The sequence below is a fragment of the Calothrix sp. NIES-2100 genome (assembly GCF_963875285.1).
Lineage (GTDB): Bacteria > Cyanobacteriota > Cyanobacteriia > Cyanobacteriales > Nostocaceae > Aulosira.
In genome coordinates this window covers 828,580-854,456 of sequence record NZ_CAWNLA010000001.1, presented here as the reverse complement: position 1 = coordinate 854,456, position 25,877 = coordinate 828,580, and the positions used below count along the sequence as shown (strand labels likewise).

Here is a 25,877-nt window from a genome sequence, read left to right as displayed (position 1 = left end):
TACCAATGACATCAACCCTGATAAAATTTCCCCGTCTCAATGCTCCAACGCTGCACCAGTTACCCAACGGGTTGACAATAGTAGTGGAGCAAATGCCAATTGATGCCGTTAACCTAAGTTTGTGGATTAAAGTTGGCTCGGCGGTAGAACCGGATACCATTAACGGCATGGCTCACTTTTTAGAGCATATGATTTTTAAGGGCACAGAACGCCTAGCTAGCGGCGAATTTGAACGTCGCATTGAAGAGCGGGGAGCCGTTACTAATGCCGCTACTAGCCAAGATTATACTCACTACTATATAACCACTGCTCCCAAGGATTTTGCTGAACTTGCCCCGCTACAACTAGATGTAGTATTGAATCCCAGTATTGAGGATGATGCTTTTGAACGGGAACGCTTGGTAGTGCTGGAAGAAATTCGCCGTTCCCAAGATAATCCCCAGCGGCGGACTTTTCGGCGGGCGATGGAAATGGCGTTTGAACGGTTACCCTATCGCCGTCCGGTATTGGGGCCAGAATCGGTGATTTCCCAACTCCAACCCCAGCAAATGCGAGATTTCCACGGGAGTTTGTATCAACCCCAGTCAATTACGGCTGTGGCTGTAGGTAATTTACCCACGGAAGAATTAATTGATATTGTTGCTCAAGGAATTAGTGAAGCTACTAAGACCAAAGACTCCCAACTGTGGATAGAATCAGTACTTCATCCCGAAGCTGCATTTACAGAAATTGTGCGTCAAGAATTTGTTGATGAAAGTCTTCAACAAGCAAGACTGGTGATGGTGTGGCGGGTTCCTGGGTTGAAATTTATCAATCAAACTTATGCGCTGGATGTTTTAGCCGGAATTTTAGGACACGGACGCACATCAAGGCTGGTACATGATTTGCGGGAAGAACGCAGCTTGGTGTCTTCGATTGGTGTAAGTAATATGAGTAACCAGCTGCAAGGGACATTTTATATTACCGCTAAGTGTGCAGTAGAAAATTTAGAGGCGGTAGAAGCTGCGATCGCCCAACATATTCGCATTTTACACACAGAACTGGTCAAAGAATCAGAAATTGCCCGTGTACGGCGACGGGTAGCCAACAGATTTATTTTTGGTAATGAAACACCAAGCGATCGCGCTGGGTTGTATGGTTATTATCAGTCCATGCTGGGAGATTTAGAACCAGCCTTTAACTACCCCGCGAATATTCAAGCCCAAGAAGCAACCGACTTAATGCAAGCCGCCCAACAATATCTGACTCCCGATGCTTATGGTGTAGTTGTTCTCAAGCCGGCATAGGGCATTGGGCATAGGGCATAGGGCATTGGGCATGGGGCATGGGGCATTGACAAATGACAAATGACAAATGACAAATGACAACAATGATGTGGACAGAAATTGATGCCCATATTAGCCGGGTGACGGGGGAAAAATTTCAGAGTCAGCACAAGCGATCGGTGAGTGGTGGGTGTATTAACCAAGGCTATGCTGTCTCTGATGATGAACGTACTTACTTCGTCAAACTGAATCAAGCATCCCAAGTGGCGATGTTTGAAGCTGAGGCGCTGGGGTTGGAGGAAATGCTCAATACAGCTAGTATTCGCGTTCCTCAACCCTTGTGCTGGGGTACATCTGGGCATTCTGGCTACATCGTTTTGGAATGGCTGGAAATAGGAGGTGCTTCGACTTCGCACTCTTGGCAAGAAATGGGGCGGAAGCTAGCAGCAATGCATAAAGCGACTAGCAGTCAAGGTTTTGGTTGGAAAATTAACAATACTATTGGTTCCACGCCCCAAATCAACACTTGGACGACAGATTGGGCAGAATTTTATGCTAAACATCGCTTGGGTTATCAATTTCAGTTAGCTAGGCGAAAGGGGGGTAGTTTTCCCAAGCAAGAGAAATTATTAGCCGCTATCCCGGAATTATTAGCGAATCATCAGGTAGAACCTTCCTTAGTACACGGTGACTTATGGGGCGGGAATGCGGGGTGTACGGTGTCTGGCGAACCAGTGATATTTGATCCGGCGACTTATTTTGGCGATCGCGAAGTTGATATCGCCATGACAGAATTATTTGGTGGATTCCCAGCCGCTTTTTATCAAGGTTATAACGAAGTCTTTCCTTTAGATGCCGGTTATGAGCAGAGAAAAACACTTTATAACCTGTATCACATTATTAATCACTTCAATTTATTTGGCGGCGGTTATGGTTCCCAAGCGAACCGGATGATTGACCAAATTTTGCAAGGATAAATAGAAATGCAAAGTATTAAAATACGTTCCCGTGTAGGACAAGATGGCATTTTACATTTAGAAGTTCCGGTAGGCTTGAAGGATAAAGAAGTAGAAGTAATGGTAATTTATCAGCCGATTGAAGCCACCACTACAACAAAAACACCAGAAGAATTAGGATGGCCTCCCGGTTTTTTTGAACAGACTTATGGTAGTTGTCAAGATGACCCAATTGTTATCGATTCTGAAGGAGATTTTGAAAGTAGAGAAGAAATTGTGTGAAGTATTTGTTAGATACTAATGTTTGCGCTCGTTATCTCAATGGTAAATCACCAGCAGTCAGGCAACGTTTACGGGCAACAAATCGGGAAGATATTGCTGTTTGTTCTGTAGTCAAAGCAGAACTATTTTATGGTGCTATGCGGAGTAATGATTCTCAAACTACACTCACTAGACAGCAACAGTTCCTCAATTTATTTGTTTCTTTCGCCTTTGATGATGTAGCAGCCATAATTTATGGACGAATTCGTGCAGAATTGGCGGCTAAGGGTACTCCTATTGGCCCCAATGATTTGCAGATAGCAGCTATAGCGATCGCTAATAATTTGATATTAGTAACGCACAATACTGGAGAATTTGCGCGTGTAAATGAATTACAAATTGAAGATTGGGAAGAATCTTGAACCAGATATGCACCAATAACAATATGCCTACCCTTTTTATGCCATAATTTGTCTTATTTTTGCAAAATTAGCGTTTTGTACAGCTTTGCTGTTTTGCACTGCTATATAGCTTGATTTACGAGTCGTGAAGTTAATATACGATTCAAAAACTTAATTTGCAAGTCAAAAACTTAATTTACGAGTCGCAAAAGTTAATTTGCAACTCGTAAACTTAATTTACTCCCTGATTTCGATGTCGTACAACTGACATAGGGTGCGGAGTTTTTGTTTGAGGCGATCGCGCAAATTTTCCGGCGACACCACTACACAATCTGGCGCATACTGCATAACTTCGCGGCTAAACCAAAATGTACTCGATACTCGCCTGAGAACTCGCCGGACTCGCGGTTGATCTGGTAGCCATTCGTTGATATCGTCTTCTGGTTTGGCTTGATAGGCAACAGCTAAACCAGCAAATAAATGCATTTCTATCTGTATTTCATCCAAATTACTACGCCATTCACCGGAAATGGAAGTCACAGCAGCATCGGTAATGCGGTCTAATCGTAAACTCCAGTTGTGAACTAGTTCTGGTATATCAAAGTTTCCTTCAGTTTCCTCACACCAGCAATCAAGATATTGTCGCTTTTCATGGGGAGTAATCTTAGCATGGCGAATAGTAAAGTTCCATAAACGCCCCGCAGCATCTTGATAGGAAAGCTGAAAAGGCTGGTGGCGTAGGATATAGCGGTCTATTTCTAAACGCCAAGGCGGGGGAAGATTTTCTAGGAAGCGTTCAATTTCGTTTCGTAACGGGATTGATAATTCGCTGCGTTCTAGAAGTAAGTTGGCGATGATTTGGGCTTGTTCAATTTGACCAATGTCTGTCAAAGCATTGATACAACGATGTAAAGCCCTGATCCGAGTTTCTGACCAGTTATTGTTTTTACCGATGAGTAACTTACGTTGGGCGATCGCTTCTATCAGCTTGGAGATGTTCGGGCGATCGCCCCACTTCATACCGAACTCTAAAGCGATCGCTTCTAGTTCGGCTTTATCGTGTTCTTTGAGTGAGAGAGTTATCGACTGACCTTTGCGGCTCATTTTGTACGGACACTTTAATACTTACACTTCTTGCCAATCTCTATTTTGAGTGCGATTATGGATTTTAACAACCAGTTACGGACACTATTTAAGTGTATGTCCGAAAGTTACAGCATTACTCTCAAACCTGTATATTCCCAAACCGTCCCAACGCCTGAAGGGGTGAAATTACCTAAAAATTGGTCGCTTTCTTGGCATCAAGCCGCCACTTTAGAAGCATTGCGCGATCCAAATATTGATGTAGTGTTCAACACTGCAATGACAGGCGATGGTAAAAGTCTAGCGGCTTACCTGGATATTTTACAAAGATACTCCCCTGTTTTAGGGCTATATCCCACTAACGAACTCGCTAGAGATCAGGAAAAGCAAATTAAGGAATATATTGAGAAATTCCAGCCTGAACATGAACCGCGTGTTAATCGATTAAGTGGGCAAGAATTAGAAATTTATGCTGAAGAAGAAAACTTGAAAAAAGGTGCAGCCTTAGAAACACGCGCAGGACAATCAGAGATTTTAATTACTAATCTTGATATTTTTCATTACCTACATCGTGGCGCATATTTACTCTATAAAGATAGTCCTGATAAACTCTGGAATAGAATCGATAAGCGATTCAATGTGATTCTGGTTGACGAATTTCATGTATTTCAAGCGCCACAGATTGCCAGCATAATTAATACAATGTTGTTAATTCATCACACTAATAGACCGAAAAAGTTTTTATTTCTTTCTGCTACACCAAATCAGCAGTTAATTGAGAGGCTTAAATTAGCAGGATTTCGCTGTCATGAAATTAACCCAAAAGAACAAAAAAAATATCAATTTCCCGATACCATTGCTGAGTGTCAGCAGTTAGAAACTCAAGGTTGGCGAAAAGTCACGAGGGAAGTATCTTTACAATTTGTCTCATTAGAACCTATTTCTAAAGCATCAGAGACTTGGCTGAAAGATAATGCAGCTTTGATTCTCAATCATTTACAAAAGCATCGAGGTAGTAAAGGCGCAATAATTCTTAATTCTATTGCCGCAGTTAAGCGGTTAACTACTTTTTTCACAACTTTTCTCCAACCTCATGATTTCATAGTTAGAGAAAATACTGGTTTATCTGGGAAGAAAACTAAAGAACAATCCCTTGATGCTGATTTAGTTCTGGGAACAAGCACTATTGATGTTGGTGTAGATTTCAAAATCAATTTCTTATTTTTTGAGTCAGCAGATGCAGGAAATTTCATCCAGCGTTTAGGCAGACTAGGACGGCATGATGGTTATGAACGTAATGGACAGCAAATAAATTTTATTGATTTCACAGCCTATGCACTTATTCCTGACTTCCTACTCAAAAAGCTTTTTGATGAGGATGAAAAAAATAAGGAATTACCATGCTTAGAGTCAGGCAAAGTTTACGAACGTCTATTTTTAGAAAATAAAATTCGGGATAGTTACCGCAAAATCAACGACTTTACAGGATATTACTTTAAATGGGGAGTAGTTCAGTCGATGCGATTGGTTCGACAGTTAGGACATCCCAAAATTAAGCAGCAATATGCAGCAGGTAGCCAGGAAGCACTCAAGAACGATTGTGAGTTAGTTTTCAGCACTAATCAGAAAAAGGTAAACCTGAAAGCGGTATTTTTGCTAAGCAAAAAATGGGAAGAAGAATGGCACGCAATTGCAAAAACTGATAAAGGAAATCCCATTGCTGATGAAGCAGCGAGTTTTCGGGGTACGAGTCCTTTACTGTGCGGAATTTATGACACTACAGAACAAAATGAGGCCGATAAATTCAAAACCTATGATTTACCAGGAATTCTCAGCAACTTAGAAATTAAACCGATGACGGCTAAAGAATTTGAACGTCGTCGCCAAGAAATTGCAGAACGGACAGATACACCAATCCCCAAAGGCAGATTCAAGCATTGTCTAGGATTTATGGAGTTACTTGGCTATCGGGAAGAGAGACTAGATTGGAAATTTACCTATCCTGGGAACTTGAAACCCTTTGCTGATACTTGGGATGTGCAAGTGTTGTTGGGTATCCAAGTTTGGCAACCGGAAAATTATTGGATTAGTGAGATTAACAAGCAGTTGAAGAAGCAGGCATTAGTCAGTTATCTATTACCTTTTCCTTTAGAGACAGTGCGCCATAAAGGACAGTTACCAATGCACTTCCAAATTTATCCAATTAGCGATCAGTATAGTGTTTTAGATAATACACCACCATACTCAATAGCATTTGGACAGTCTGCTCTGTTGTTAGATACTCAAGCTCATCGTTTTCAAGGGAAAGAGATATGGATAGTCTAATTTTAATATCCCTAATAGGGATTTTAGAATCTTGCAAACCCTTATTCAACAAATGTAACGGCTTGCAGATTTGGGCGAGAAGGTATAAGCCTTCAAGTTCAGCATCGGAAATTTCAATCCCTGATAGGGATTTTAAACTGCCCAAATTTTTGAAAGCAGTGCTAAAGTTCGCCCACCCTGATTTTATAACTATTTAGTCTAAATTTTCAAATGGTCTTCCGATGTTGAACTTATTGCATATGTTATTATTTAGGCGGTGGTATCAGCCTTCAAGTTCAGAGACGGAAATTCGTTGTCACCGATGTTTGAGCATAGACGACGCTCTTACGGCTGCGGTGTGGATAGTTCCTTACTTCAGCCGCATGAGCGTTGCCACAAATGCTAACACGCTGCCGACGCTGTCACCCCTCTTTGAGGACAAGAGCCACCATGCACAAAAAGTAAATGGAGCTTCAACTGCATGGATGTTTATAAGCAGTTGGAACTCTTCGACTTAAGTCTTTACACATCTGAGCATTTTACTGCTAAGGATGGTAAAGAAAAGCAGTTCGAGGAAGTTCCACAATACATCGAGTACGAACAGCTCGAACTCGATTTATTTCCAGAGCCAACTTGCTCAATACCTATTGAGTTGATGAAATTGGCTGCCTAAAATTTAAAGGGGGCTGAAAATAAATCATCTTAAAAGTCCCCTTATTCTCAAAAGTCAAATTTTAATAGCATTCAAAAAATAATTTTCTGGTGCTGAGAGTGGTAGGTAGCAAGATGCGTTAAAACTTTAATACCATGAAAACACCAACAATTCCCGAACTTAAAGAATTTGCTCAACAACTTCCTGAGAGAATTCCTTATCTCCAAATGTTAGTTCTGTTTGGTTCTAGAGCTACTGCTAAAACCAAGGTAAATAGTGACTGGGATTTTGCTGTTTTTTGTGATGAAGAACAGCGTCAGACTTACACGGAAAATAATATTTCGGGTTTGTTTGAATTACCTATGCTTATTGGGGAAGTATTGAAAATTAATCCTGACAACATTGATATTGTAGAACTAAATCAATGCTCTTGGCTAATTGCTCATTTCGTTGCTCGTGATGGAATTGTCATGTTTGAAAAATATCCTGAACAATTTGAGTCTTTTCGCTTAGCTTCATTAAAAACTGAATCAGAGTTAAAAAAATTTCGTCAAGAGCAACACCGAATTATTGAAATAGAACTAAATAAGTGGGGAGCATGAGTAATATAGATCCCGAAATAGTTTTAGTTAGGCTAAAGTTAATTAGCAAATATTACAATACTTTACAAGAATTTAGTTCTACTAGCCTTGATGAATTTTTAGCTGATTTTCATCAACAACTGATTGTAGAAAGACTACTGCAATTAATGATTCAAGCTGCAATAGATATCAATGAACACATCTTATCAAAATTAAGTCCTGATAATTCTGCTACTAACTTTGAAGCTTTCATTGAACTTAGTAAATATCAAGTAATAGCACCAGAGCTAGGAAGGCAATTAGCACCATCAGCAGGACTAAGAAATCGTCTTGTTCATGAATATGATGATATAGATCCAAAACAAGTTTTTAGAGCGATTAGTTTCGCTTTACAGCAATATCCACTTTACGTCAGACAAATTAACTCTTATTTAATTTCATTGAGTGAAGAAGATGGTTAAGAAAAGCAAAAATTCCGAAAAATATCAACAGCTATCACTCTTGGAAACAGAAAATACTCCAACCACTCAAGCATCCGATGATGATTGGATGTCAGGCGATGACTCGGACTTTCAAGAAATATCTCATTACAAGGTAGAAACACAATCCACAGAACTCCTCACCCTGAAGTTATTGCAAAAGGCCATTAAATCTGAAAACCAAGATGATTTAATTATGGAGGAGTTCAGCAATTATGTTTTACCCAATCTTTTACGGGTAGCTGTTGGAGTCACAGCCAAAGGTGGAAAATTTTTTGATTATATTGACCAAAAGAAAGGTAGAGATAATATTAGGCGGGATAATGCAGGCGACCAATCTTTAAACACTCATCTACTCAATGGGTTACTACCAGCTAATTTAATAGAACGTCGCCTTAAAAAACTTAATACCACTGCAAAAAGGATAATCCAAGCACAAGAACGGAGATTATTAATTGCTGGTTTTATTCTCCATGATTTTGAAAAGTTTGATTATCGGCTATTTCCGAAAATGCCAGCAGATTATCAAGCAGTTCGTCAAGATAAAGAACAAGACATTCGTAAATTATCTATAGCTGCGCACCGTGAGATTATAGATGTGATTGTCTATGAATTAGGCCTTGATAAATTTATCAGTCCTGATGAACCTACAAAATGGCAAGAATATCGAGATGATTTGCTATTTATCGCCTACAATGCCCAACGTCGCCATGACACAAATCTCAATCTTTCTGAACATGGGTTACAACCAAAAATTGATGACTACATCTTGATATGTCTTGCTGATTTAACCTGTTTAGCTGATTTACTAGCCTCAGTTATTAAACATCCCCAAGATGCAAAACATGAAACATTAAATAACATTCTCCACAATGTTAGTGATAAACAATTGAAATTCAGTTATCACAGTGTTGCTGAAAATAGAGGTGTATTAACCAATGTGGTTAATAATGCTGTCATGGAGGCTCACACTACTTTAAATACAGATGATTGTGAATATTACAAACCATTACTATATTTGCCGACTGGTGTAGTTTACCTGACTCATCATCAAGCACCAAATATAGATACTGAAGATTTACCAGATAGGGTGGTAAAAAAAATTAAAGAACTTTGTGGAGAGCAGCTAATTCAACGTCAAACTGGTTTTGGTAGAGATGGTAAAGGCATGAAGTATGCCGAATACTATGAAAACTTTTTTGATGATGTGGGTTTGATGCGAGTTGCACTTCAGGCTACCTTACGTATTCTCAAAGCTGGTAAAAACTCTGTTGCTCAAAGTCGCAGTGATAACTTAGTGAAATTTCAACAGCAAAATGTTCTTTCTGCTAATTATAATTTTAAATTTTCTGATGATATGCGGATTGACCAAATTGCTGAATTTTGCGATGCTATCAGCCGTAAAATTTGGGGTGAGAAAGTTAACAAAATTGAAGAAGTACGGAAAGAATATAAGAAAAAGCATAAAAATGAATTACCGCCAATACCACCCTTAAATTTTATTGAAGAAGTAGCGAAGTTATGGAATTTGACACAGTATTTACCACAAATTCGGGAAATTGAAGAAATTAATGAAAAATTAAAAGAATTAAAACTTAAAGGTAACACTGGCGGTGTACCTTATGAATGGTATTATCTGGCAGCCAAGTATTTAGAATATTATCCTACTGAGCCAGAAAATATTGAAAAAGTTTGCACGGATGTCATTAACTATATTGCACAGTTAATTTCACCAATTGTAAGTAAATATGAGTTACCTGATGGTTGGCAAGATTTACGTTTGTGGGTAAAGCGAGTTGTGATTCTTCCTGAAAGTAATATACAAAATACTGATTCTAAAAAAGTATTTCTAGATGAGTTACAACGCTATCAGTTGGCGAAGAAATCAGGGAGAGGAAGAGAGTTAATTTGCTCAATTTCCCATTCGGCTTATACAGTTACTGAACAAATGGAATCTGCGGTACTATTTACTCCCCAAGTTTATACCAATAAACAAATGTTGGGTGGTTCTAACGCTAAACGCAATATTTCCAGCATTGCAGGTGTGGAAATGATGCTGCGACAAATTTTAATGAATCAGACTCAAGCTGTAGGTAAACGTTTTGAGGATGGTAAATATCGTTATCTCTATTTCTATCCAACTTATTACTGCACACCAGAAACTAATAAATTTCTTCAGTCTGCTTACACGAACATTGCTCAAACTAGGTTTAATGCTAGTATTCGCAATCATTTTATCAGTGATGATTTAGAGGCAGATTTTGGCAGGAATCGTTACCAAAGTGTGGATACGTTTCTCATTGATGAGGAATTACAACGCAAGAAAGATTTACCTGATAATAACCCAGAACATAGACAAGATCGTACATTTAAGCTTTCTTACCCAGAAGACCAGCCTCTAACATTTTATTTCATGGCGTTACCACCAGGACGCGACCCCACAGATACAGAATCTTGGATTATGCCAAGTTGGTTAGCATTTGCTTTTCCAATTATTTTAGATGTGAAAACTGTGGTTTCTGAGTCACCAATTCCACCCTTTAATGATGGTGCTGAATTTGAGGAGAGTGTATTTCTTGATAGTGCGCCGCAAGCTTTTCGCATTTTAGTAGGAAGAGATAGATTTCGACTTGACTACATCCTCGAAGGTTGGGAAGAAAATGGACAAAAATATCCAGCACCATTGAACATTTTAACTGCGGCTTATGCAATTCACCTTGATGTTAATGCTAAACAAAACAAAGGCAAGTATGATTCTAACTGGGGTAAATTTACTGAATTAGCTAGGGATTTAGAAACAAGTCCTTTGAATGTTTTTAGCTATCTCAAGAGTTGGACACGTCGCCAAGGTGTTGAAACACCTAGCATTAATAAAATCAAGCTCTATGCTTACTACTTCTATCCCTGTTTTGACCCTTATACAGAATATAATTTTGAATTGGAGGAATGGGAATTGACACAAAAATCAGCGTTAAATCATCCCAAAGAATTAACTGAGCGATTTCGGAAATTTTACAGACACGCCAAAAAAACTGGTAAACAACCAATTCCAGCTAATGCAATTCTTAAACCTATAGACGTTGCTGCTGATGTACTTCTTAAAGCTGATGTCAGTTTTCAAGATGAAGCATTAGTTGATTTAGTGACAGCAGAATTATTTCAGCTAATGAAAAGAGTACATGCTTCTAGAGCAGAAGGGCGCTGGATTATTAGTAATAGGGAGGAGGAATTACAAGCAATTAGGGATTTTTCTGAATATTTTGTGTGTAAGGTTTTTAGTGAGTCTTTCGCAGGCGATCGCGCTCGGTTACAGGGGCGACAAATGAACTATATTCGTAATACTTGCGAGTATTTATATCGCCTAGCTAATTATCAACAACCCCAAAAAAATGACAATGACACTGATAGTTTAGATACGGAAGATATCGATATCAATGAAGATGAATAATTTTGATTTAAGAGGAATCATATTTATTCAATCAAAAGACAAAGTTCAATAATGCAATTTTGTACATCAAACACTAGGAGCAAAATTATGAGTTTTTTGAAAACAGTTGATGCTAAATACTTTCAAAAAGAGATTCCCTATAAACCAATGGGTAGCTATGTCCACTTTCTTACTTTACGTATTACTGAATCTTATCCTTTATTTCAAACTGATGGAGAATTAAATAAATCACGAGTCCGGGCTGGTATAAAGAAGAATGACCCTGAAAGTCAAAAAACTATTAGTCGCCTCACCATGTTTAAGCGAAAGCAGTCTACACCGGAACGTTTAGTTGGTAGAGAATTACTCCGAAAGTATGAATTGATGAAAATTGATGAATGCGAATATAATGTAAAGTTTGCAATGGATAATCCAGACTGTATTATTTATGGTTTTGCGATTGGTGACTCTGGTTCTGAAAAATCAAAAGTAGTTGTAGATTCAGCCTTTTCTATTACTGATTTTGCTGAATCACATGAAACGTTTACACTCAATGCACTTTTTGAAAATGGAACAATGACATCGAAAGGTGAAAAGGATTCTAAAATTGGTGAAGTTACAAGTCGGATTAATCAACAAGACCACATTAAACCTCAAGTATTTTTCCCTAGTATTGTTACCTTAAAAGACCCTACAGAAGCCAGCTTCTTGTATGTTTTCAACAATATTCTCCGCACTCGTCACTATGGGGCACAAACTACTCGTACAGGAAAGGTAAGAAATGAGTTAGTTGGGGTAATATTTGCTGACGGTGAAATCATTAGTAATTTACGCTGGACTCAAGCAATTTATGACTATATGAAGGATCATAATCAGCTTCACTTACCTGATCCTTTAAATGAAGATGATGTCATCGCAGCTGCAAAAAATACAATTGCTAAGTTAATGCAAGATGAATTTATTGTTCATGATGATTTTCTTGATGGAAAATTTGAAACTTTGCTCAATGAAGTAAAAGCTATTACTGGAAATGAGGAACAATTGAAAAAATTACTTAAAAAAGCAGATGATGAAGCTAAAGCCTATGCCAAAGCACACATAAAAGGCAAAGATAAAGTAGCAGCTAAGTAATTTTCATGACTATTATCTACCGTTGTCAATTAGAACTACACGACAGCCTTTATTATGCAACTCGTGAAATTGGGCGATTGTATGAAACAGAGCCAGTAATTCATAATTATGCTCTCTGTTATGCGTTGGGATTAGTTGATAGTGCAATCTACTCTACTACCGTTGCTGAAGAACATTCCTATCGCTACTTTTGTCCTGAGCAAGTGCCAAAATATGAGGAGCATCTCACACCACTGAATCAACAGGGAATTTATTTGACTCCGGCGCGTGCAATTAGCCATTCAGCCATTCTCAATACTTGGAAGTATGCTAACAACAACTACCATGTTGAAATGGAGAAAACCCAAAAGAATATTCCTAGTTTTGGCAGAGCTAAAGAAATTGCTCCGGAAAGTGAGTTTGAGTTTTTTCTCATATCTCAAAAAACACTCAAATTACCAAAGTGGATTCGCTTAGGTAAATGGATGAGTAAGGCTGAGTTGAAAGTTAAAGAATTACCTCAACCTAAAACTGCTGAAGGTTTATTCACCTGTAAATATCCCTTAAATCCTTTAGATGTGATGTTCACAAATCAAGTGATTAGCTATGATGTGGTCAATATGCCACCTGTTAGCTTAATTCAAAATGTCCAAATTCGGGGACAATATTACCAATTTGATGGACTTCAAGAAATAAAAATTCCTGTGCGGATGGAATATCGTTTTAAAGGTTAATCAATTCTTAGATGCATACATCCTGATATCATTGGCGGTGCGTTACGGTGTTTCGCCTAACGCACCCTAAAACTCAAAACTGGACAAATTTCCTCACACCCACAGTGAAACACTATCAACTACAACCAAACGCCTTCCCCAGCAATTACCTCAATGACTTATGGGGGGAAATCCATGCTTGTCCTTACTTTGCTGTCAACAACCTCAACCGCGATTTTGTCGGGACGAAGGGATTTTCTGTGGTGTTTCAAAAATCACACATAGAGCAAGTAGAACAACAGTTTCCCTACTTCAAGCCTTATCTAGATTTGGCTCTCCAGACTAACTGTAATGCTTTTTACCTCAATCCTTTATTGCTCAAAGAAGGCTCCCGTGTCGATCCGCACATCGATCGCTCTTTGCGTTCTTACTGCAAAACCATTGAACCGCCTCTGTTTGTCAGTGTTCTCTATGTGCGCGTACCTCCCGATATGCAGGGAGGAGAACTAGTACTCCAGTCGCACAAACGCCAACTTGGGCAAATTAAGCCGCAAATGAATACTTTACTTCACTTTCAAGGTGATTTAACCCATTCTGTCAACGCGGTGAGAACACCGGGAAATCGCCTGAGTTTGGTTTGTGAACAGTATAGTTTAAGCGAGGTAGAACTTGCAGAAATCCCAGAATTTACCATAGAGTCAAGAGTTGCTCAGTATGCAACAAAAAAACGCAAGTAAGTTTTTGACTTTTGACTTTTGACTTTTGACTTTTAAAATATGCCTCATAGCCTTGTTCTGAATCTGCTTCCCCAGTCACCGATTCCACCCCAATATCTCACGGGTAGACATCTGCACGCACTATTTTTAACACTTGTGAGTTCTGTAGATCCCGCATTAGGCGATCGCTTGCATGATGCTACCGCAGATAAAGCTTTTACGCTCTCCCCCTTACAAATACTCAAGGAACGGGAACGCAGCAAATATCAATCTAAAATTGCTCACCATACTTTGCAATGGCAACATCAACAACCAATCCCAGCCGGAATGCCTTGTTGGTGGCGCATTTCTCTATTAGATGACACTCTTTTTGGCAGACTTACCCAACTATGGCTAAATCTCAACCCCCAACACCCGTGGCATCTTGGCCCCGCTGATTTATACATTACCAGCATCCAAGGTACACCCCAATCAATTCAACCTTGGGCAAACGCCAGCACCTACGCTCAATTGTACGAACAAGCGATCGCTCAAGAACGCACTCTTAACTTCACCTTCGCCACACCTACCGCTTTCCGCCAAGGAAAGTTTGATACTACTCTTCCTACCAGAGAATGTGTTTTTAATTCCTTACTTTCACGGTGGAATAAATACAGCGGTATAGAATTTTCGGAAATTGCCATCGAGTCAATTTTTCCCTCATTCGTCAATATTAACACAGAAATTTTAGCCGACTCTCGCAGCAAATTTATCGGCATTATTGGCGAAGTTAGCTATCGAATTTTAGGAGAAGTTGAACCAATACAAATTAAGCAAATTAACGCCTTAGCTGACTTTGCATTATATGCAGGAGTTGGGCGAAAAACAACAATGGGGATGGGGATGATAAGGCGGTTTTAATGTTAACTGTTAACTGTTGACTGTTGACTGTTGACTGTTGACAAATGACAAATGACAAATGACAAATGACAAATGACAAATGATAATGAACACTGAATATATTCAGATTGCGGCCTTGAATCAATATGCCTATTGTTCCCATCGCTGTTGGCGGATGTTTTGTGCAGGGGAATTTATCGATAACCAATATACTATTGAAGGGACAAGTTTACACGATCGCGTCCACACTACAGGCGATGGACAGCGGGAAGAAACTTGGCAAGTTCGGGCGATTTGGCTGAAGTCAGAAAAGTATCAATTAATCGGCAAATCTGATTTAATTGAGGTTGAATCTGGTGAGTTTTACCCTGTGGAATATAAGCGGGGACGTAAAGGTGAATGGGATAATGATGAGTTGCAAGTTTGCGCCCAAGCTTTGTGTTTAGAAGAAATGACAGGGCGAACTATCAATATTGGATATATCTATTATGCTCACTCCCATCAACGCCAATTAGTAGAGATTAATCAAGAACTCAGAGAAAGTGCGATCGCCACAATTAACGCTGTGACAAATTTACTGCAAACTGGAATTATGCCACCAGCAGTTTACAGCAAACGCTGCAAAGGATGCAGTCTTTATTCGCAATGTTTACCCAAAGTAATAGATAAGCTCAAAAGCTATCAGGAAGCTGGAGTATAAAGGCAGCACTTCTCTGCGAGACGCTCCGCGAACGACTACGCTCAGTGAGCAGGCAGAAGGCAAGAAAGGTATTACTGTCAAGCTGCACTAGTTAATTTTTGAGATTTCCACTATTTCCGCATTTCTCACAAGCGCTATGGAGGGTTTAGCAGTGCTAAACCCCTACAATTGGTGTGTTTTTTCCATTATTCATATTTGGTATTGATTGTCAATGCATAATTCCTATTTGGTTGTGTAGTTGCGAATTCTATTTGTCTAAGAGGTTGTTTGAAAAGTGATTGGCTGTGATTATAAGTACTTTCAGATCCCCCCTAGCCCCCCTTAAAAAGGGGGGAACTGGACTCAAAGTCCCCCTTTTTAAGGGGGATTTAGGGGGATCTAGAATTTTTTGCTACCGACGACAGGACTTTTAAAACATTCTCTAAAGATGTTATTTATTTGGGAATCAAATCATGGGAACAATTTACGTTACACAAGATGATTCTTTTATCAGCAAAAACGATGAACGTCTCAATGTTAAATTTGACAAAAAAGTAATTTTAGACGTACCGCTGATTAAAGTAGATGGTTTAGTAGTCATGGGACGATCCAGTATCTCTCCGGCTGCGATCGCTGAACTGATTGATAAAAAAATTCCCCTAACTTTACTCACAAATAATGGTAAATATATTGCTCGCTTAGAACCGGAAATGAGTAAAAACATTTTTGTTCGTAATGCTCAATGGAAAGCCGCAGGTGAATCAGCCCAAGCTATTCACGTCACGCAAGGTTTTGTCAGAGGTAAACTGAAGAATTACCGTCAGACTTTATTACAATCTCAACGCCGCTATTCTGAACTAGATTTGAGTGCTGGTATCACGCAATTAACTAATGCGATCGCATCTTTGGAAAAAGTCGATGTAATTAATTCTATCAGAGGCTTAGAAGGTGCCGGTAGTGCAGCATATTTTGGCTGTTTCAATCAATTAATTCGTGTCGATGATTTTAGTTTTACCACCCGTAATCGTCGCCCGCCGGTAGATCCAGTAAATTCTCTGTTGAGTTTAGGTTACTCTTTACTACGTCATGATATCCAAGGAGCTTTAAATATTGTAGGTTTTGACCCTTATTTAGGATACTTGCATACAGAGCGATATGGTAGACCTTCTTTAGCATTAGATTTAATGGAAGAATTTCGACCTTTAATAGTAGATGCTGTTGTTCTCACAGCAATCAATCGCCGGATGTTGACACCAAAAGACTTTATTACGGAACCTGTGAGTAATGCTGTTTCATTAACTAAAGAAGGATTACATACTTTTCTGCGACTATATCAAGAAAAGAAGCAAGATAAATTTAAGCATCCCATCTTGCAAAAGCAACATTCTTATCAAGAAACTTTTGAAATTCAAGCACGGTTGCTTGCTAAATATCTGCTTGGAGAAATTGATAAATATCCCCCTTTAGTAATGAAGTAATAAATTCACAAATCAATCCCTAGCCCCCAGCCCCCAGCCCCTATGTTTGTAGTAGTTTCTTACGACGTACCAGAAGACAAACGCCGCACGAAAATTCACAAGGTTCTCAAATCTTATGGACAGTGGATGCAGTATTCGATTTTTGAGTGCGACTTGACACACACTCAGTATGCTAAACTGCGATCGCGTCTCTCTAAATTAATCAAGCCAGACCAAGACAGCATCCGATTTTACTTCCTCTGCGCTTGCTGTCAAGGTAAAATTGAGCGCATCGGCGGCGAAATGCCAATCGACACCACAGTGTTCTTTGCTTGAGTTTTGCGTCAACCAGTAGGTGTTGGAAACATGAAGGAAAATTTTACGCCCCAAAAGCTTCCCCCTGCTGCTTTTGAACCCTCTTACACCTATGATGAGGTTGACGCAAACTCTCTAACCCTTGCTACACAAGCTTTTGAGCTTTTTGATCCCTGATACCTATTGACAACTCAAGCACCCAAGAGATACTTTGGTTGGAGGTTGACGGAACTGCACCTTGAAAACCAAATATATCAACGCTTTCAACTCCGGGCGATTGCAATTAACAATAATCCCTATCAGGGATTGAAACCCCATGAGAGTAGGCTTAACAAGCAGAGTATTTTATTGCAATTAACAATAATCCCTATCAGGGATTGAAACATTGAACAAATTAAAGATGAGATAGAAGTTGATGCATATTGCAATTAACAATAATCCCTATCAGGGATTGAAACTTTCGCTACCTTTGCCACACCTCAACAAGCCACTGCATTGCAATTAACAATAATCCCTATCAGGGATTGAAACTAGCTGTGGAAAATATATATTAAGAGATTTAAAATAAAATTGCAATTAACAATAATCCCTATCAGGGATTGAAACCCCTTACCAACATATTTGGATAAGTAAGCGGCAGGTGATTGCAATTAACAATAATCCCTATCAGGGATTGAAACGCTCTTGTTGGTGGTGGGACTTCATCTGGTAGTATTGCAATTAACAATAATCCCTATCAGGGATTGAAACGATTTATATTCAAAACATAGCAAGCTTTGGAATGATTCTGAATTGCAATTAACAATAATCCCTATCAGGGATTGAAACTAATCTCGATGAATTTGCATTTAAATATCCCGATATTGCAATTAACAATAATCCCTATCAGGGATTGAAACATCAGCCACGAGAAAGGGCGGGATATGACCACCGACATTGCAATTAACAATAATCCCTATCAGGGATTGAAACAAGGATTTATGGGTGAGCAAACCTAACAAACCCTAATTGCAATTAACAATAATCCCTATCAGGGATTGAAACATACTGGCAGTAGTAGCCAGACTCTTTGAGAGTAATTGCAATTAACAATAATCCCTATCAGGGATTGAAACGAGCAAATCGGCGGTAGCTTGTTGAGGTGTGGTGAATGTAGATTGCAATTAACAATAATCCCTATCAGGGATTGAAACTAAGTTTTAAATTCTTCTCATGCTTGTTGAGTATTATTGCAATTAACAATAATCCCTATCAGGGATTGAAACGTGGCTTGGATAAGTTCCTTGAAAGTATTGATGTTTATTGCAATTAACAATAATCCCTATCAGGGATTGAAACAGTGCGACTCGTTCTAGAGTAAAAAATACTACCAAGTATATAGCTCTAGGTGAGAAAAATCCGGATGAAACCTGGAAAATCTCATAACTAATTCACGGATGTAGGTATAGAATCCTACCCTGGAAAGGAAACAGTGACTCCCAACCTGTCCACACCGACTAGACTCGGAATTCTAGAGAGTGAAGCTGGAAACAGGACACAATCAGAGCTAAAAGCAGATATGGCACACTGGTGTTAATGGGGAGATGACAAGGATAAACAAGACCTAAAAAAGCGTCATAATCCCAAGCGGTAATCTGAAAAAAACATACCGACTTGATGTTTTTATTCTCGCGGCAATATTGTTTCGTTAGCCGTATTCCTATGAGAAGAATATTGGCGAACTGGTCTGTCCTAAATCATCAAAAAATCCAGAATTGGAACGAGGAAAAATAATGATGGAGTCTAGAGAAAGGTCGAAACTCTAGTAGGTAAGACGAGATAAGTAAACCTCCACATTAGGTAGGACGAACCGTAATTGGTTCGAGGCAATCAGAGTATAATTAGCGGCGTAGAGTATGGTTAGACACGTAGAAATAAACTACAGTGAACTGTGGAAATCGTTACCGTGGAAGAAACTCCGCAAAAACCTTTTTCGCCTACAATGTCGATTATATAAAGCGATGCGAGCCAATGACCAAAAACTTGTCAAAAGTCTCCAAAAGCTGATACTCCGTTCCCGGAGTGCAAGATTATTAGCGATTCGTCAAGTCACACAATTAAATGTTGGGAAGAAGACCGCTGGTGTCGATGGAAAAAAGTCCTTAACTTTCTTTGAAAGAATTGAACTCGATGAATACATCAAGGTAAATATTCATAATTGGAAACCCCAAAAACTCAGAGAAATTCCCATACCAAAGAAAGACGGTACTCAAAGAATCTTAAAAGTACCCACGATTCGGGACAGAGTATGGCAATGCTTGCTCAAATACGCGATAGAACCAGCACACGAAGCATTATTTAATGCCAGAAGCTATGGATTTAGACCAGGACGTTCGGCACATGATTGTCAAAAGTTGATTTTCCAAAACTTGAACTCTCATGCGAATGGAAAGGAAAAACGAATCCTAGAACTCGATATTGAAAAATGTTTCGACCGCATCAACCATAACTTCTTGATGTCTGTGGTAATCGCGCCGCAAAGCGTCAAACAAGGGCTGTGGAGAAGTCTGAAAATCGGTACAAATCCCGAATTCCCTGATTCTGGTACACCACAGGGAGGAGTATGCAGCCCACTTCTTGCCAACATCGCATTAGACGGCATCGAAAATATCCATAAATCCGTCAGATATGCGGATGATATGGTATTTATCCTCAAGCCGAATGAAAATGCTTCACAAATACTTGATAAAGTCAGCGCCTTTTTGCACATTCGCGGACTAAATGTAAAAGCCTCAAAGACAAGATTAGTTAGAGCGACAACAGGCTTTGACTTTTTAGGCTGGCATTTTCAAGTCCAGAACAATGGCAAGTTTAGATGTACTCCGGCAATGGAGAACTTCAAAACTTTTCAAGCTAAAGTCAAAACCATTATCAATAACTCGCATGATGGTGCAGCCATCAAAGCCGATAAATTAGCCCCAATTATTCGGGGTTGGCGAAATTATCATCGTTACTGCAAAATGTCTGGTTCTCAGTTTTCGCTCTGGTTCATTAATCACCGAACATTTAAAGTGTTCAACCAACAACCTAAAATGAACCGTTACCAAGCCGAAACCCTAGTCAAAAAGGCATTTCCTCCAGTCCCCTACTCGGAAAATGATTTCGTCAATGTCAAAGGAGATTATTCTCCCTTCAACGGCAACCTGATTTATTGGAGTCAACGTCAATCCAAATTCTATGATGGTGCGACATCCAAAGCTTTGATTTCTCAACACCACAAATGTGGATTTTGTGGCTTAAGTTTTGTAGATGCTGAAAGAATTCACCTCCATCACATTGATGGTAACCATGACAATTGTCATCCTAAAAACCTTTTGGCTATACATGAATCTTGCCACGATTTAGTTCACTATCGCAAAGGCAAATAGCCTCAGATTTGTCGAAAGCTGGATGCACCGAAAGGCGCACGTCCAGATTGAAATGGGAGGTGCGGGGGATAATACCCCCCATCGACCCAACCAAAGAGAGGCAGCAAGAAAACCATTAAGAGCAGCATTGCAATTAACAATAATCCCTATCAGGGATTGAAACGATTTTTGAAAAAAAGTTCTTCTCTTACATAATATTGCAATTAACAATAATCCCTATCAGGGATTGAAACTCGGGGAATCTGTAGCGATAGACTGCTGCTGCATAATTGCAATTAACAATAATCCCTATCAGGGATTGAAACCGCTCAAATACGCCAACATCTTCATATCATTAGCATTGCAATTAACAATAATCCCTATCAGGGATTGAAACGCTTCGCTTTTATATCTGGGGACACCCCAGACCCCGATTGTAATTAACAATAATCCCTGTCAGGCATTTAAAGCTTATTGATAATATTGCAAATTTTGGCGGTAATTTTAAACCTAAAAACGATATTTTTTGAATTTATAAATAGTTTATCAACTATAAATTAAAAAATAAAAAGCGTTTTATAAACATCACTAAGCTTTAAACAAATGATTTTTGATTGGGGAGCATCCCAATTTTGCCCTGAATAAATTTGTAGTGGGAGCATCTTGCTCCCATTGGTCAAACCAGCAGGCTAAAGAACCATCACTACAAAAAATCAATTTACACATTTGGGATGCTGCTCAAATTGATAATCAGTTGTTAATACTCAATTAATTATAAAAAGCGTTTTATAAACATCACAAGGCTTTAAAAAAATGATTTTTGATTGGGGAACATCCCAATTTTGCCCTGAATAAATTTGTAGTGGGAGCATCTTGCTCCCATTGGTCAAACAAGCGGGCTAGAGAGCCATCACTACAAAAAATCAATTTACACATTTGGGATGCTCCTGAAAGTGAGAATCAATTGTTAATATTCAATTAATTAATATCCCTATCAGAAATTAAAAGGTTGATGATGTTCAGCTTCAAGAAAAATTTAAATTGAAATTAGTCTAAATTACTAATATGGATTTCAACTTATTTGAGTTAAAATTCATCACAATCCCTATTCAGGGTAATAATTTATAACTAAGTATTAGTACTTAGACATAATCTGCTGTAAGCTGAATAAATGAACTACGAAACAGCTCGCAAAATCCTTATAGACCAAGTATTCGCCAGCGAAAACCACTCAGATTCCTTGTTAATGCGTCTGAAACAGGGAAAACCGCCAGTTCCCGGTCAAATCACTTCGATTTTGTTGGCATTAAAAGTGGTGTTTGAAGCCCTCAAAGAAGCTTCTACATTAGATAGAGACTTAGCTTATGCGCTTTTTGAGTTAAGCATGAAGACTCAACAGCTATTTGCGGCGGGGCGTAAAGCTGGGGTTGATTGGCCGCCATTACTAAAGGAAGATTTGCTGCGAATTTCTCTCGCGGCGGAAAGTATCTTTTCTGGTAATTGGCAAACTCCGCCTTCACAAGGATTTGGGGGAGTTTGAAATACTGAAGTCTTCAACTTAGGGACTTCCAAATAAAAAATATCTCAATTGTCGGGGCACGGCTTTCAAAGACTTTCGGTAAAACCGAGATTTCATTGATGCCGTGCCCCTACGAGCCTATCACTTTTACAATGTCTTTTAACTTCTACCTAAATCACCGATTTCGCAATTCTGCTTCCAATTTGTCTACATCGCTTTTGAGCAAAACTGTCATTTGACCGGTGAAGGCTTTACCCTCCCTCGGCTGGGCTACCTCTACCCAATAGGCATAGCGATCGCCTACGCGCAATTCTCCCTGTAAAGCTTCTCTAATCGGGGTTTTGGCAAGTCGGGCTGAGTTAATCGCACTTTGATTGGGATACTTATAAATTAGCTGGGCATTTTGAAAGTCTTGATAAATACCCAGTCCATAAATTACTCGTAAAGCCTCTTGGAAGCGTTCAAATGTCATCCCGTTGACAGCATCATACATCGTCATGCGCTCCGAACGAATCATGCTGCGGTCTTTAGTAAATGCCACTTTTCCAGGCGGTAATACTGATGCTAAAAAGGTGAATCGCTGGGCTGCTGTATCACTCTTTTGCACAAATAAGCGTTCGCCACTTTTAGGACGAAGGGTGGGATGTGCTTGAATCCAGGTAGTTACTTCTTCAGTTTGTTGCCCTGGTAAAGCATTGGCTTGGGAATCTACCAGCATTCCCATCGCTAGCCAGGACATAAAAGAAACAGGCAAAATCAAAAAAGTAAGCAGAGATTTTTTTAACATTTTCAAAATCGGAAACTATATCGCGAAGTAATCATAGTTTTCCCGTTTTGCTGCCAAATTATTTCATATAAATTTAAAAAAGATTGCTACGCCTATAAGTGGTTTTACTGATGAATTGGGCATTGGGCATGGGGCATTGGGCATTGGGCAATAGTTATTCCTTCTCTGCTTCCTTGTCCTCCTTGTCCTCCTTGTCCCCCTCTGCCCCCTCTGCCCCCTTCACGCTCTCAGCGCTACCTTAATGACTTTCCGCGCTTTCATGTCGCTAAACACCTGTGCTAAATCCTTCAAGGGGCGATGTTCGCTAATCAGTAGTTCTAAAGGATGTTTACGACTAGCTATCATTGCTAGGGCGGCGCGGACATATTCAGGGGTGTTGTGAAATACACCTTTTAAGGTGAGTTCGCTGTAGTGTAGCTGTTCTGTGTTGACGCTAATAGTAGTATCTCGTGGACAACCACCAAATAAGTTAACGGTTGCACCAGGACGGGCTGTGGCGATCGCAGTTTCCCAAACGCTGGGTACGCCTGTTGCTTCTATGACTACATCTGCGCCCCATCCTTGGGTGAGTTCTTTTACCACTCCGGGAATATCTTCTATTTGATGATAGTTAAATGTTTTGGCTGCACCTAATTTTTTGCCAATTTCTAGCCTGTGGTCATTTCCTCCCCATAGCCATACCTCGGCTTTCTCACTCTCGGCTAAGGCGGCGACAAACATCAGCCCGATCGCCCCATCTCCTAACACCACTACCCTATCTTGGGCTTTGATTTGGGTACGCCCTAGGCCATGCAATACACAAGCTAAGGGTTCGGTCATTGCGGCTAATTCCCAAGGCAATTCATCGGGAATCGGCAACATATTCTGCTGTACTATGGGCGCGGGAATTTTTAAATATTGGGCAAATGTACCATTATTCCAGGTCAAATTTGGGCATAAAGAATACTCTTTTCGTTGACAAAAAAAGCAATTCATGCATGGTGCAGAATTATTAGCGACGATGCGATCGCCTATTTGCCAATTTGTCACACCTTTACCCAAGGCGACAATTTTCCCAGCCGCTTCATGACCAAATAAAGTTGGTGGTTTCAACATTCTGGCATGACCACCACGCCGCCATACTTTTAAATCTGTACCGCAGGTTGTCGCCGCGCCGACTTGAATAACTACCTCACCAGCCTCCGGAGTCGGATCGGCGACTTCCTCTAGGCGTAAATCTTCTTGACCATAAAGCAAGGCTGCCAACACAAATTTTGACCTAAATGAATAACTCCACCTGATTTTACCAGGAGGAGTTATTCACAGTTCAGCCGTAATCTCATGGGTTTCTAGTCAGCACAAAGCACACTTCAAAATTCAGGACTAAAGTCCTAACTACGAAACATATCAAACTAAGAATTGACTGTTGGTTGGGTAGTTAATCCGGTATTTCGGGTCTCTGCATTAGACAAACGACTCAAAGTTAATAGTGGTACTTCTTGTCGGCAAGAGAGACAAAACCAATAAACTTCACTATGCCGAATATGGCGCAGGAGGGAACCACCACAACATGGGCAAGTGTTGGTTCTCATACTCATACCGATGTCCTCCTTGAAAAAAATGTTGTTGTAATATGCACAAAAAAATTGTTTTGATTAAAACTGGATTTTGGCGGCATGAATGCGCCCATTCAAGTCTATGCGATCTTTGATAATTTGTTCATAGATTGCTTCATAACCGTTAACCATTTGAGCAACGCTAAATTTGTTTTCTACGTATTCTCTACAGGTTTGCCGATTAAGTTTTAAAGCTTGAGGAATCATGTCTACCATTTCCTCGTAGTTTTGACAGACAAAACCTGATTCCCCATGAGCAATAACTTCTGGAACTGAACCGAGATTCATGGCAATCACAGGTGTACCAGTTGCCATTGATTCAATCATCACCAATCCAAAAGGTTCTTGCCAGGTAATAGGAAAAAGAGTGATTGCAGCATTGCCTAAGAGTTCAGCTTTTTGTGCCAGGTTAACTTCACCGATAAATTCTATTTGCTGACCATCTATATGGGGGGCAATCTCTTGTTCAAAAAACTTCGAGTCTACTAAATCAATCTTTCCTGCCATCTTCAAGCGCCAACCACTCTGTTTAGCAATGGCGATCGCATGGTGCGGCCCCTTGTCGGGAGAAAAACGCCCTAAGAATGCCAAATATCCTGGTTCTTGGGGTTGTTTTTTCAATGGGTAATCTGCCAGGTTAATACCGTTGTAAACAGTGCCAAAATAGTTTAAATCTATCTGCCGCTGTGCGTTACTGATACTGATGTATGGTTGCTTTTTATGGTGGCTAAAGGCTTTGCGGTTATCCTTTGTAAAGCTGCCGTGGAGAGTATGTACCGTGGGAGTTGATACTAAACTCGCTAGGGATAGTGCCGAAATCCCTACATGGGAGTGAATTATATCGAATTCCGCCGCTCGCTGGTAAACCTGGCTAAGTTCAAGCATTTCATACACTGCATACTCTTTGACATTCGGATCTAAGCGCAATGCTCTGGGATAAATTGCTTCTAATGTAGCCAATGTTTGGGAATCGCCAGAGGCGAATAAAGTGACTTCATGACCGCGACGAACTAGTTCATCGGTCAAATGACTCACTACCAATTCAATCCCTCCGTATGTGGGAGGTGGAACTCTTTCCCATAATGGGGCAACTTGAGCTATTTTCATATGTCTTGGTTCAGCCGATTAAATAGTTCTCCCATTGAGAACTTCTGTCAATGTTTGAGGGCAAAGAATTTATACTTAATCTTCTGAAATTTAAATTAACCAAAACTATGCCCGCAAGTGCAACATCGGTTAACCGTACCGTTGAAACAGCACCACTAAATTTCAGATCATCAGTGATTGCCTCACCCGACTACAATATAAAGAT

Annotated in this window: 23 protein-coding genes and 2 CRISPR repeat arrays; of the genes, 18 read left to right on the top strand and 5 right to left on the bottom strand. The window is 39.7% G+C overall.

The genetic code is table 11. The features are described 5' to 3' along the window. The first annotated feature begins 5 nt into the window (after window positions 1-5). The 4 genes from AACU32_RS03435 (at window position 6) to vapC (ending at window position 2,904) form a co-directional block, all read left to right on the top strand. On the top strand, window positions 6-1,286 hold the full coding sequence (locus AACU32_RS03435) for a M16 family metallopeptidase (RefSeq protein WP_096597885.1): 1,281 nt from the start codon (window positions 6-8) through the stop codon (window positions 1,284-1,286). Window positions 1,287-1,372: 86 nt separating this feature from the next. Continuing rightward, entirely contained in the window at window positions 1,373-2,242 is an 870-nt protein-coding gene (locus AACU32_RS03430) for a fructosamine kinase family protein (protein ID WP_096607837.1), read from the top strand. A 6-nt stretch (window positions 2,243-2,248) separates the two neighbouring features. Then, window positions 2,249-2,503, top strand: a complete 255-nt coding sequence (locus AACU32_RS03425; protein WP_096597883.1) for a hypothetical protein — start codon at window positions 2,249-2,251, stop codon at window positions 2,501-2,503. Beyond that, a complete protein-coding gene (gene vapC / locus AACU32_RS03420) occupies window positions 2,500-2,904 on the top strand; it encodes a type II toxin-antitoxin system tRNA(fMet)-specific endonuclease VapC (protein ID WP_096597881.1) in 405 nt (134 codons plus the stop codon). Before AACU32_RS03425 ends, vapC begins: the two co-directional genes overlap by 4 nt. A gap of 216 nt (window positions 2,905-3,120) precedes the next feature. Here vapC and AACU32_RS03415 read toward each other — a convergent pair whose 3' ends face one another. Further along, window positions 3,121-3,987, bottom strand: a complete 867-nt coding sequence (locus AACU32_RS03415; RefSeq protein WP_096597879.1) for a helix-turn-helix transcriptional regulator — start codon at window positions 3,985-3,987, stop codon at window positions 3,121-3,123. 96 nt (window positions 3,988-4,083) lie between these two features. Here AACU32_RS03415 and cas3 point away from each other — a divergent pair, with 96 nt between their 5' ends. The 14 genes from cas3 to AACU32_RS03345 all read left to right on the top strand — a co-directional run bounded on the left by cas3 (window position 4,084) and on the right by AACU32_RS03345 (window position 22,204). Then, a complete protein-coding gene (cas3, locus tag AACU32_RS03410) occupies window positions 4,084-6,291 on the top strand; it encodes a type I-D CRISPR-associated helicase Cas3' (RefSeq protein ID WP_096597877.1) in 2,208 nt (735 codons plus the stop codon). 460 nt (window positions 6,292-6,751) lie between these two features. Continuing rightward, a complete protein-coding gene (locus AACU32_RS03405) occupies window positions 6,752-6,943 on the top strand; it encodes a hypothetical protein (protein WP_096597875.1) in 192 nt (63 codons plus the stop codon). Between the two features lie 134 nt (window positions 6,944-7,077). Next, window positions 7,078-7,524 (top strand): type VII toxin-antitoxin system MntA family adenylyltransferase antitoxin, encoded by a 447-nt coding sequence (gene mntA / locus AACU32_RS03400; RefSeq protein WP_096597873.1) that lies wholly within the window; start codon window positions 7,078-7,080, stop codon window positions 7,522-7,524. Then, the gene (hepT, locus tag AACU32_RS03395; protein WP_096597871.1) at window positions 7,521-7,964 is read left to right on the top strand and encodes a type VII toxin-antitoxin system HepT family RNase toxin; all 444 of its coding nucleotides are present in this window, start codon (window positions 7,521-7,523) and stop codon (window positions 7,962-7,964) included. Before mntA ends, hepT begins: the two co-directional genes overlap by 4 nt. Further along, window positions 7,957-11,430 (top strand): type I-D CRISPR-associated protein Cas10d/Csc3, encoded by a 3,474-nt coding sequence (gene cas10d, locus AACU32_RS03390; RefSeq protein ID WP_096597869.1) that lies wholly within the window; start codon window positions 7,957-7,959, stop codon window positions 11,428-11,430. The genes hepT and cas10d overlap by 8 nt, the downstream gene beginning before the upstream one ends. An 87-nt stretch (window positions 11,431-11,517) precedes the next feature. Continuing rightward, complete coding sequence (gene cas7d / locus AACU32_RS03385) at window positions 11,518-12,540, top strand: type I-D CRISPR-associated protein Cas7/Csc2 (RefSeq protein WP_096597867.1); 1,023 nt, start codon at window positions 11,518-11,520, stop codon at window positions 12,538-12,540. A gap of 5 nt (window positions 12,541-12,545) precedes the next feature. After that, the gene (gene cas5d, locus AACU32_RS03380; protein ID WP_096597865.1) at window positions 12,546-13,253 is read left to right on the top strand and encodes a type I-D CRISPR-associated protein Cas5/Csc1; all 708 of its coding nucleotides are present in this window, start codon (window positions 12,546-12,548) and stop codon (window positions 13,251-13,253) included. Between the two features lie 104 nt (window positions 13,254-13,357). Then, entirely contained in the window at window positions 13,358-13,969 is a 612-nt protein-coding gene (locus AACU32_RS03375; RefSeq protein ID WP_096597863.1) for a 2OG-Fe(II) oxygenase, read from the top strand. 39 nt (window positions 13,970-14,008) lie between these two features. Beyond that, window positions 14,009-14,848, top strand: a complete 840-nt coding sequence (gene cas6, locus AACU32_RS03370; RefSeq protein ID WP_096597861.1) for a CRISPR-associated endoribonuclease Cas6 — start codon at window positions 14,009-14,011, stop codon at window positions 14,846-14,848. Window positions 14,849-14,933: 85 nt separating this feature from the next. Next, the gene (gene cas4 / locus AACU32_RS03365; protein ID WP_096597859.1) at window positions 14,934-15,527 is read left to right on the top strand and encodes a CRISPR-associated protein Cas4; all 594 of its coding nucleotides are present in this window, start codon (window positions 14,934-14,936) and stop codon (window positions 15,525-15,527) included. A gap of 452 nt (window positions 15,528-15,979) precedes the next feature. After that, window positions 15,980-16,984 carry a type I-D CRISPR-associated endonuclease Cas1d gene (cas1d, locus tag AACU32_RS03360; protein WP_096597857.1) on the top strand — a complete coding sequence of 335 codons (1,005 nt, stop codon included), beginning with the start codon at window positions 15,980-15,982 and terminating at the stop codon, window positions 16,982-16,984. Window positions 16,985-17,026: 42 nt separating this feature from the next. Beyond that, the gene (cas2, locus tag AACU32_RS03355) at window positions 17,027-17,299 is read left to right on the top strand and encodes a CRISPR-associated endonuclease Cas2 (protein WP_096597855.1); all 273 of its coding nucleotides are present in this window, start codon (window positions 17,027-17,029) and stop codon (window positions 17,297-17,299) included. Window positions 17,300-17,554: 255 nt separating this feature from the next. Then, window positions 17,555-18,616: direct repeats of the CRISPR family, unit length 37 nt; unit sequence ATTGCAATTAACAATAATCCCTATCAGGGATTGAAAC. A gap of 557 nt (window positions 18,617-19,173) precedes the next feature. Beyond that, complete coding sequence (locus AACU32_RS03350) at window positions 19,174-20,685, top strand: reverse transcriptase domain-containing protein (protein ID WP_096597853.1); 1,512 nt, start codon at window positions 19,174-19,176, stop codon at window positions 20,683-20,685. Between the two features lie 126 nt (window positions 20,686-20,811). Then, a CRISPR array of direct repeats spans window positions 20,812-21,134; the repeat unit is 37 nt; unit sequence ATTGCAATTAACAATAATCCCTATCAGGGATTGAAAC. Window positions 21,135-21,835: 701 nt separating this feature from the next. Further along, window positions 21,836-22,204, top strand: coding sequence for a Dethiobiotin synthetase (locus tag AACU32_RS03345; RefSeq protein ID WP_096597851.1), 369 nt, complete (start codon window positions 21,836-21,838; stop codon window positions 22,202-22,204). A 154-nt stretch (window positions 22,205-22,358) separates the two neighbouring features. Here AACU32_RS03345 and AACU32_RS03340 read toward each other — a convergent pair whose 3' ends face one another. The 4 genes from AACU32_RS03340 to AACU32_RS03325 all read right to left on the bottom strand — a co-directional run bounded on the left by AACU32_RS03340 (window position 22,359) and on the right by AACU32_RS03325 (window position 25,672). Next, window positions 22,359-22,970, bottom strand: coding sequence for a hypothetical protein (locus AACU32_RS03340; protein ID WP_096597849.1), 612 nt, complete (start codon window positions 22,968-22,970; stop codon window positions 22,359-22,361). 219 nt (window positions 22,971-23,189) lie between these two features. Beyond that, complete coding sequence (locus tag AACU32_RS03335; protein ID WP_096597847.1) at window positions 23,190-24,218, bottom strand: zinc-dependent alcohol dehydrogenase; 1,029 nt, start codon at window positions 24,216-24,218, stop codon at window positions 23,190-23,192. Window positions 24,219-24,361: 143 nt separating this feature from the next. Further along, the gene (locus AACU32_RS03330; protein WP_096597845.1) at window positions 24,362-24,547 is read right to left on the bottom strand and encodes a hypothetical protein; all 186 of its coding nucleotides are present in this window, start codon (window positions 24,545-24,547) and stop codon (window positions 24,362-24,364) included. A gap of 57 nt (window positions 24,548-24,604) precedes the next feature. Next, entirely contained in the window at window positions 24,605-25,672 is a 1,068-nt protein-coding gene (locus AACU32_RS03325) for a glycosyltransferase family 4 protein (RefSeq protein WP_096597843.1), read from the bottom strand. Window positions 25,673-25,877 lie beyond the last annotated feature (205 nt).

Coding starts and splice junctions, on each gene's coding strand:
- AACU32_RS03435 (WP_096597885.1), top strand. CDS start 6: ATGACATCAACCCTGATAAAATTTCCCCGTCTCAATGCTCCAACGCTG.
- AACU32_RS03430 (WP_096607837.1), top strand. CDS start 1,373: ATGTGGACAGAAATTGATGCCCATATTAGCCGGGTGACGGGGGAAAAA.
- AACU32_RS03425 (WP_096597883.1), top strand. CDS start 2,249: ATGCAAAGTATTAAAATACGTTCCCGTGTAGGACAAGATGGCATTTTA.
- AACU32_RS03415 (WP_096597879.1), bottom strand. CDS start 3,987: ATGAGCCGCAAAGGTCAGTCGATAACTCTCTCACTCAAAGAACACGAT.
- cas3 (WP_096597877.1), top strand. CDS start 4,084: ATGTCCGAAAGTTACAGCATTACTCTCAAACCTGTATATTCCCAAACC.
- AACU32_RS03405 (WP_096597875.1), top strand. CDS start 6,752: ATGGATGTTTATAAGCAGTTGGAACTCTTCGACTTAAGTCTTTACACA.
- mntA (WP_096597873.1), top strand. CDS start 7,078: ATGAAAACACCAACAATTCCCGAACTTAAAGAATTTGCTCAACAACTT.
- hepT (WP_096597871.1), top strand. CDS start 7,521: ATGAGTAATATAGATCCCGAAATAGTTTTAGTTAGGCTAAAGTTAATT.
- cas10d (WP_096597869.1), top strand. CDS start 7,957: ATGGTTAAGAAAAGCAAAAATTCCGAAAAATATCAACAGCTATCACTC.
- cas7d (WP_096597867.1), top strand. CDS start 11,518: ATGAGTTTTTTGAAAACAGTTGATGCTAAATACTTTCAAAAAGAGATT.
- cas5d (WP_096597865.1), top strand. CDS start 12,546: ATGACTATTATCTACCGTTGTCAATTAGAACTACACGACAGCCTTTAT.
- cas6 (WP_096597861.1), top strand. CDS start 14,009: ATGCCTCATAGCCTTGTTCTGAATCTGCTTCCCCAGTCACCGATTCCA.
- cas4 (WP_096597859.1), top strand. CDS start 14,934: ATGAACACTGAATATATTCAGATTGCGGCCTTGAATCAATATGCCTAT.
- cas1d (WP_096597857.1), top strand. CDS start 15,980: ATGGGAACAATTTACGTTACACAAGATGATTCTTTTATCAGCAAAAAC.
- cas2 (WP_096597855.1), top strand. CDS start 17,027: ATGTTTGTAGTAGTTTCTTACGACGTACCAGAAGACAAACGCCGCACG.
- AACU32_RS03350 (WP_096597853.1), top strand. CDS start 19,174: ATGGTTAGACACGTAGAAATAAACTACAGTGAACTGTGGAAATCGTTA.
- AACU32_RS03345 (WP_096597851.1), top strand. CDS start 21,836: ATGAACTACGAAACAGCTCGCAAAATCCTTATAGACCAAGTATTCGCC.
- AACU32_RS03340 (WP_096597849.1), bottom strand. CDS start 22,970: ATGTTAAAAAAATCTCTGCTTACTTTTTTGATTTTGCCTGTTTCTTTT.
- AACU32_RS03330 (WP_096597845.1), bottom strand. CDS start 24,547: ATGAGTATGAGAACCAACACTTGCCCATGTTGTGGTGGTTCCCTCCTG.
- AACU32_RS03325 (WP_096597843.1), bottom strand. CDS start 25,672: ATGAAAATAGCTCAAGTTGCCCCATTATGGGAAAGAGTTCCACCTCCC.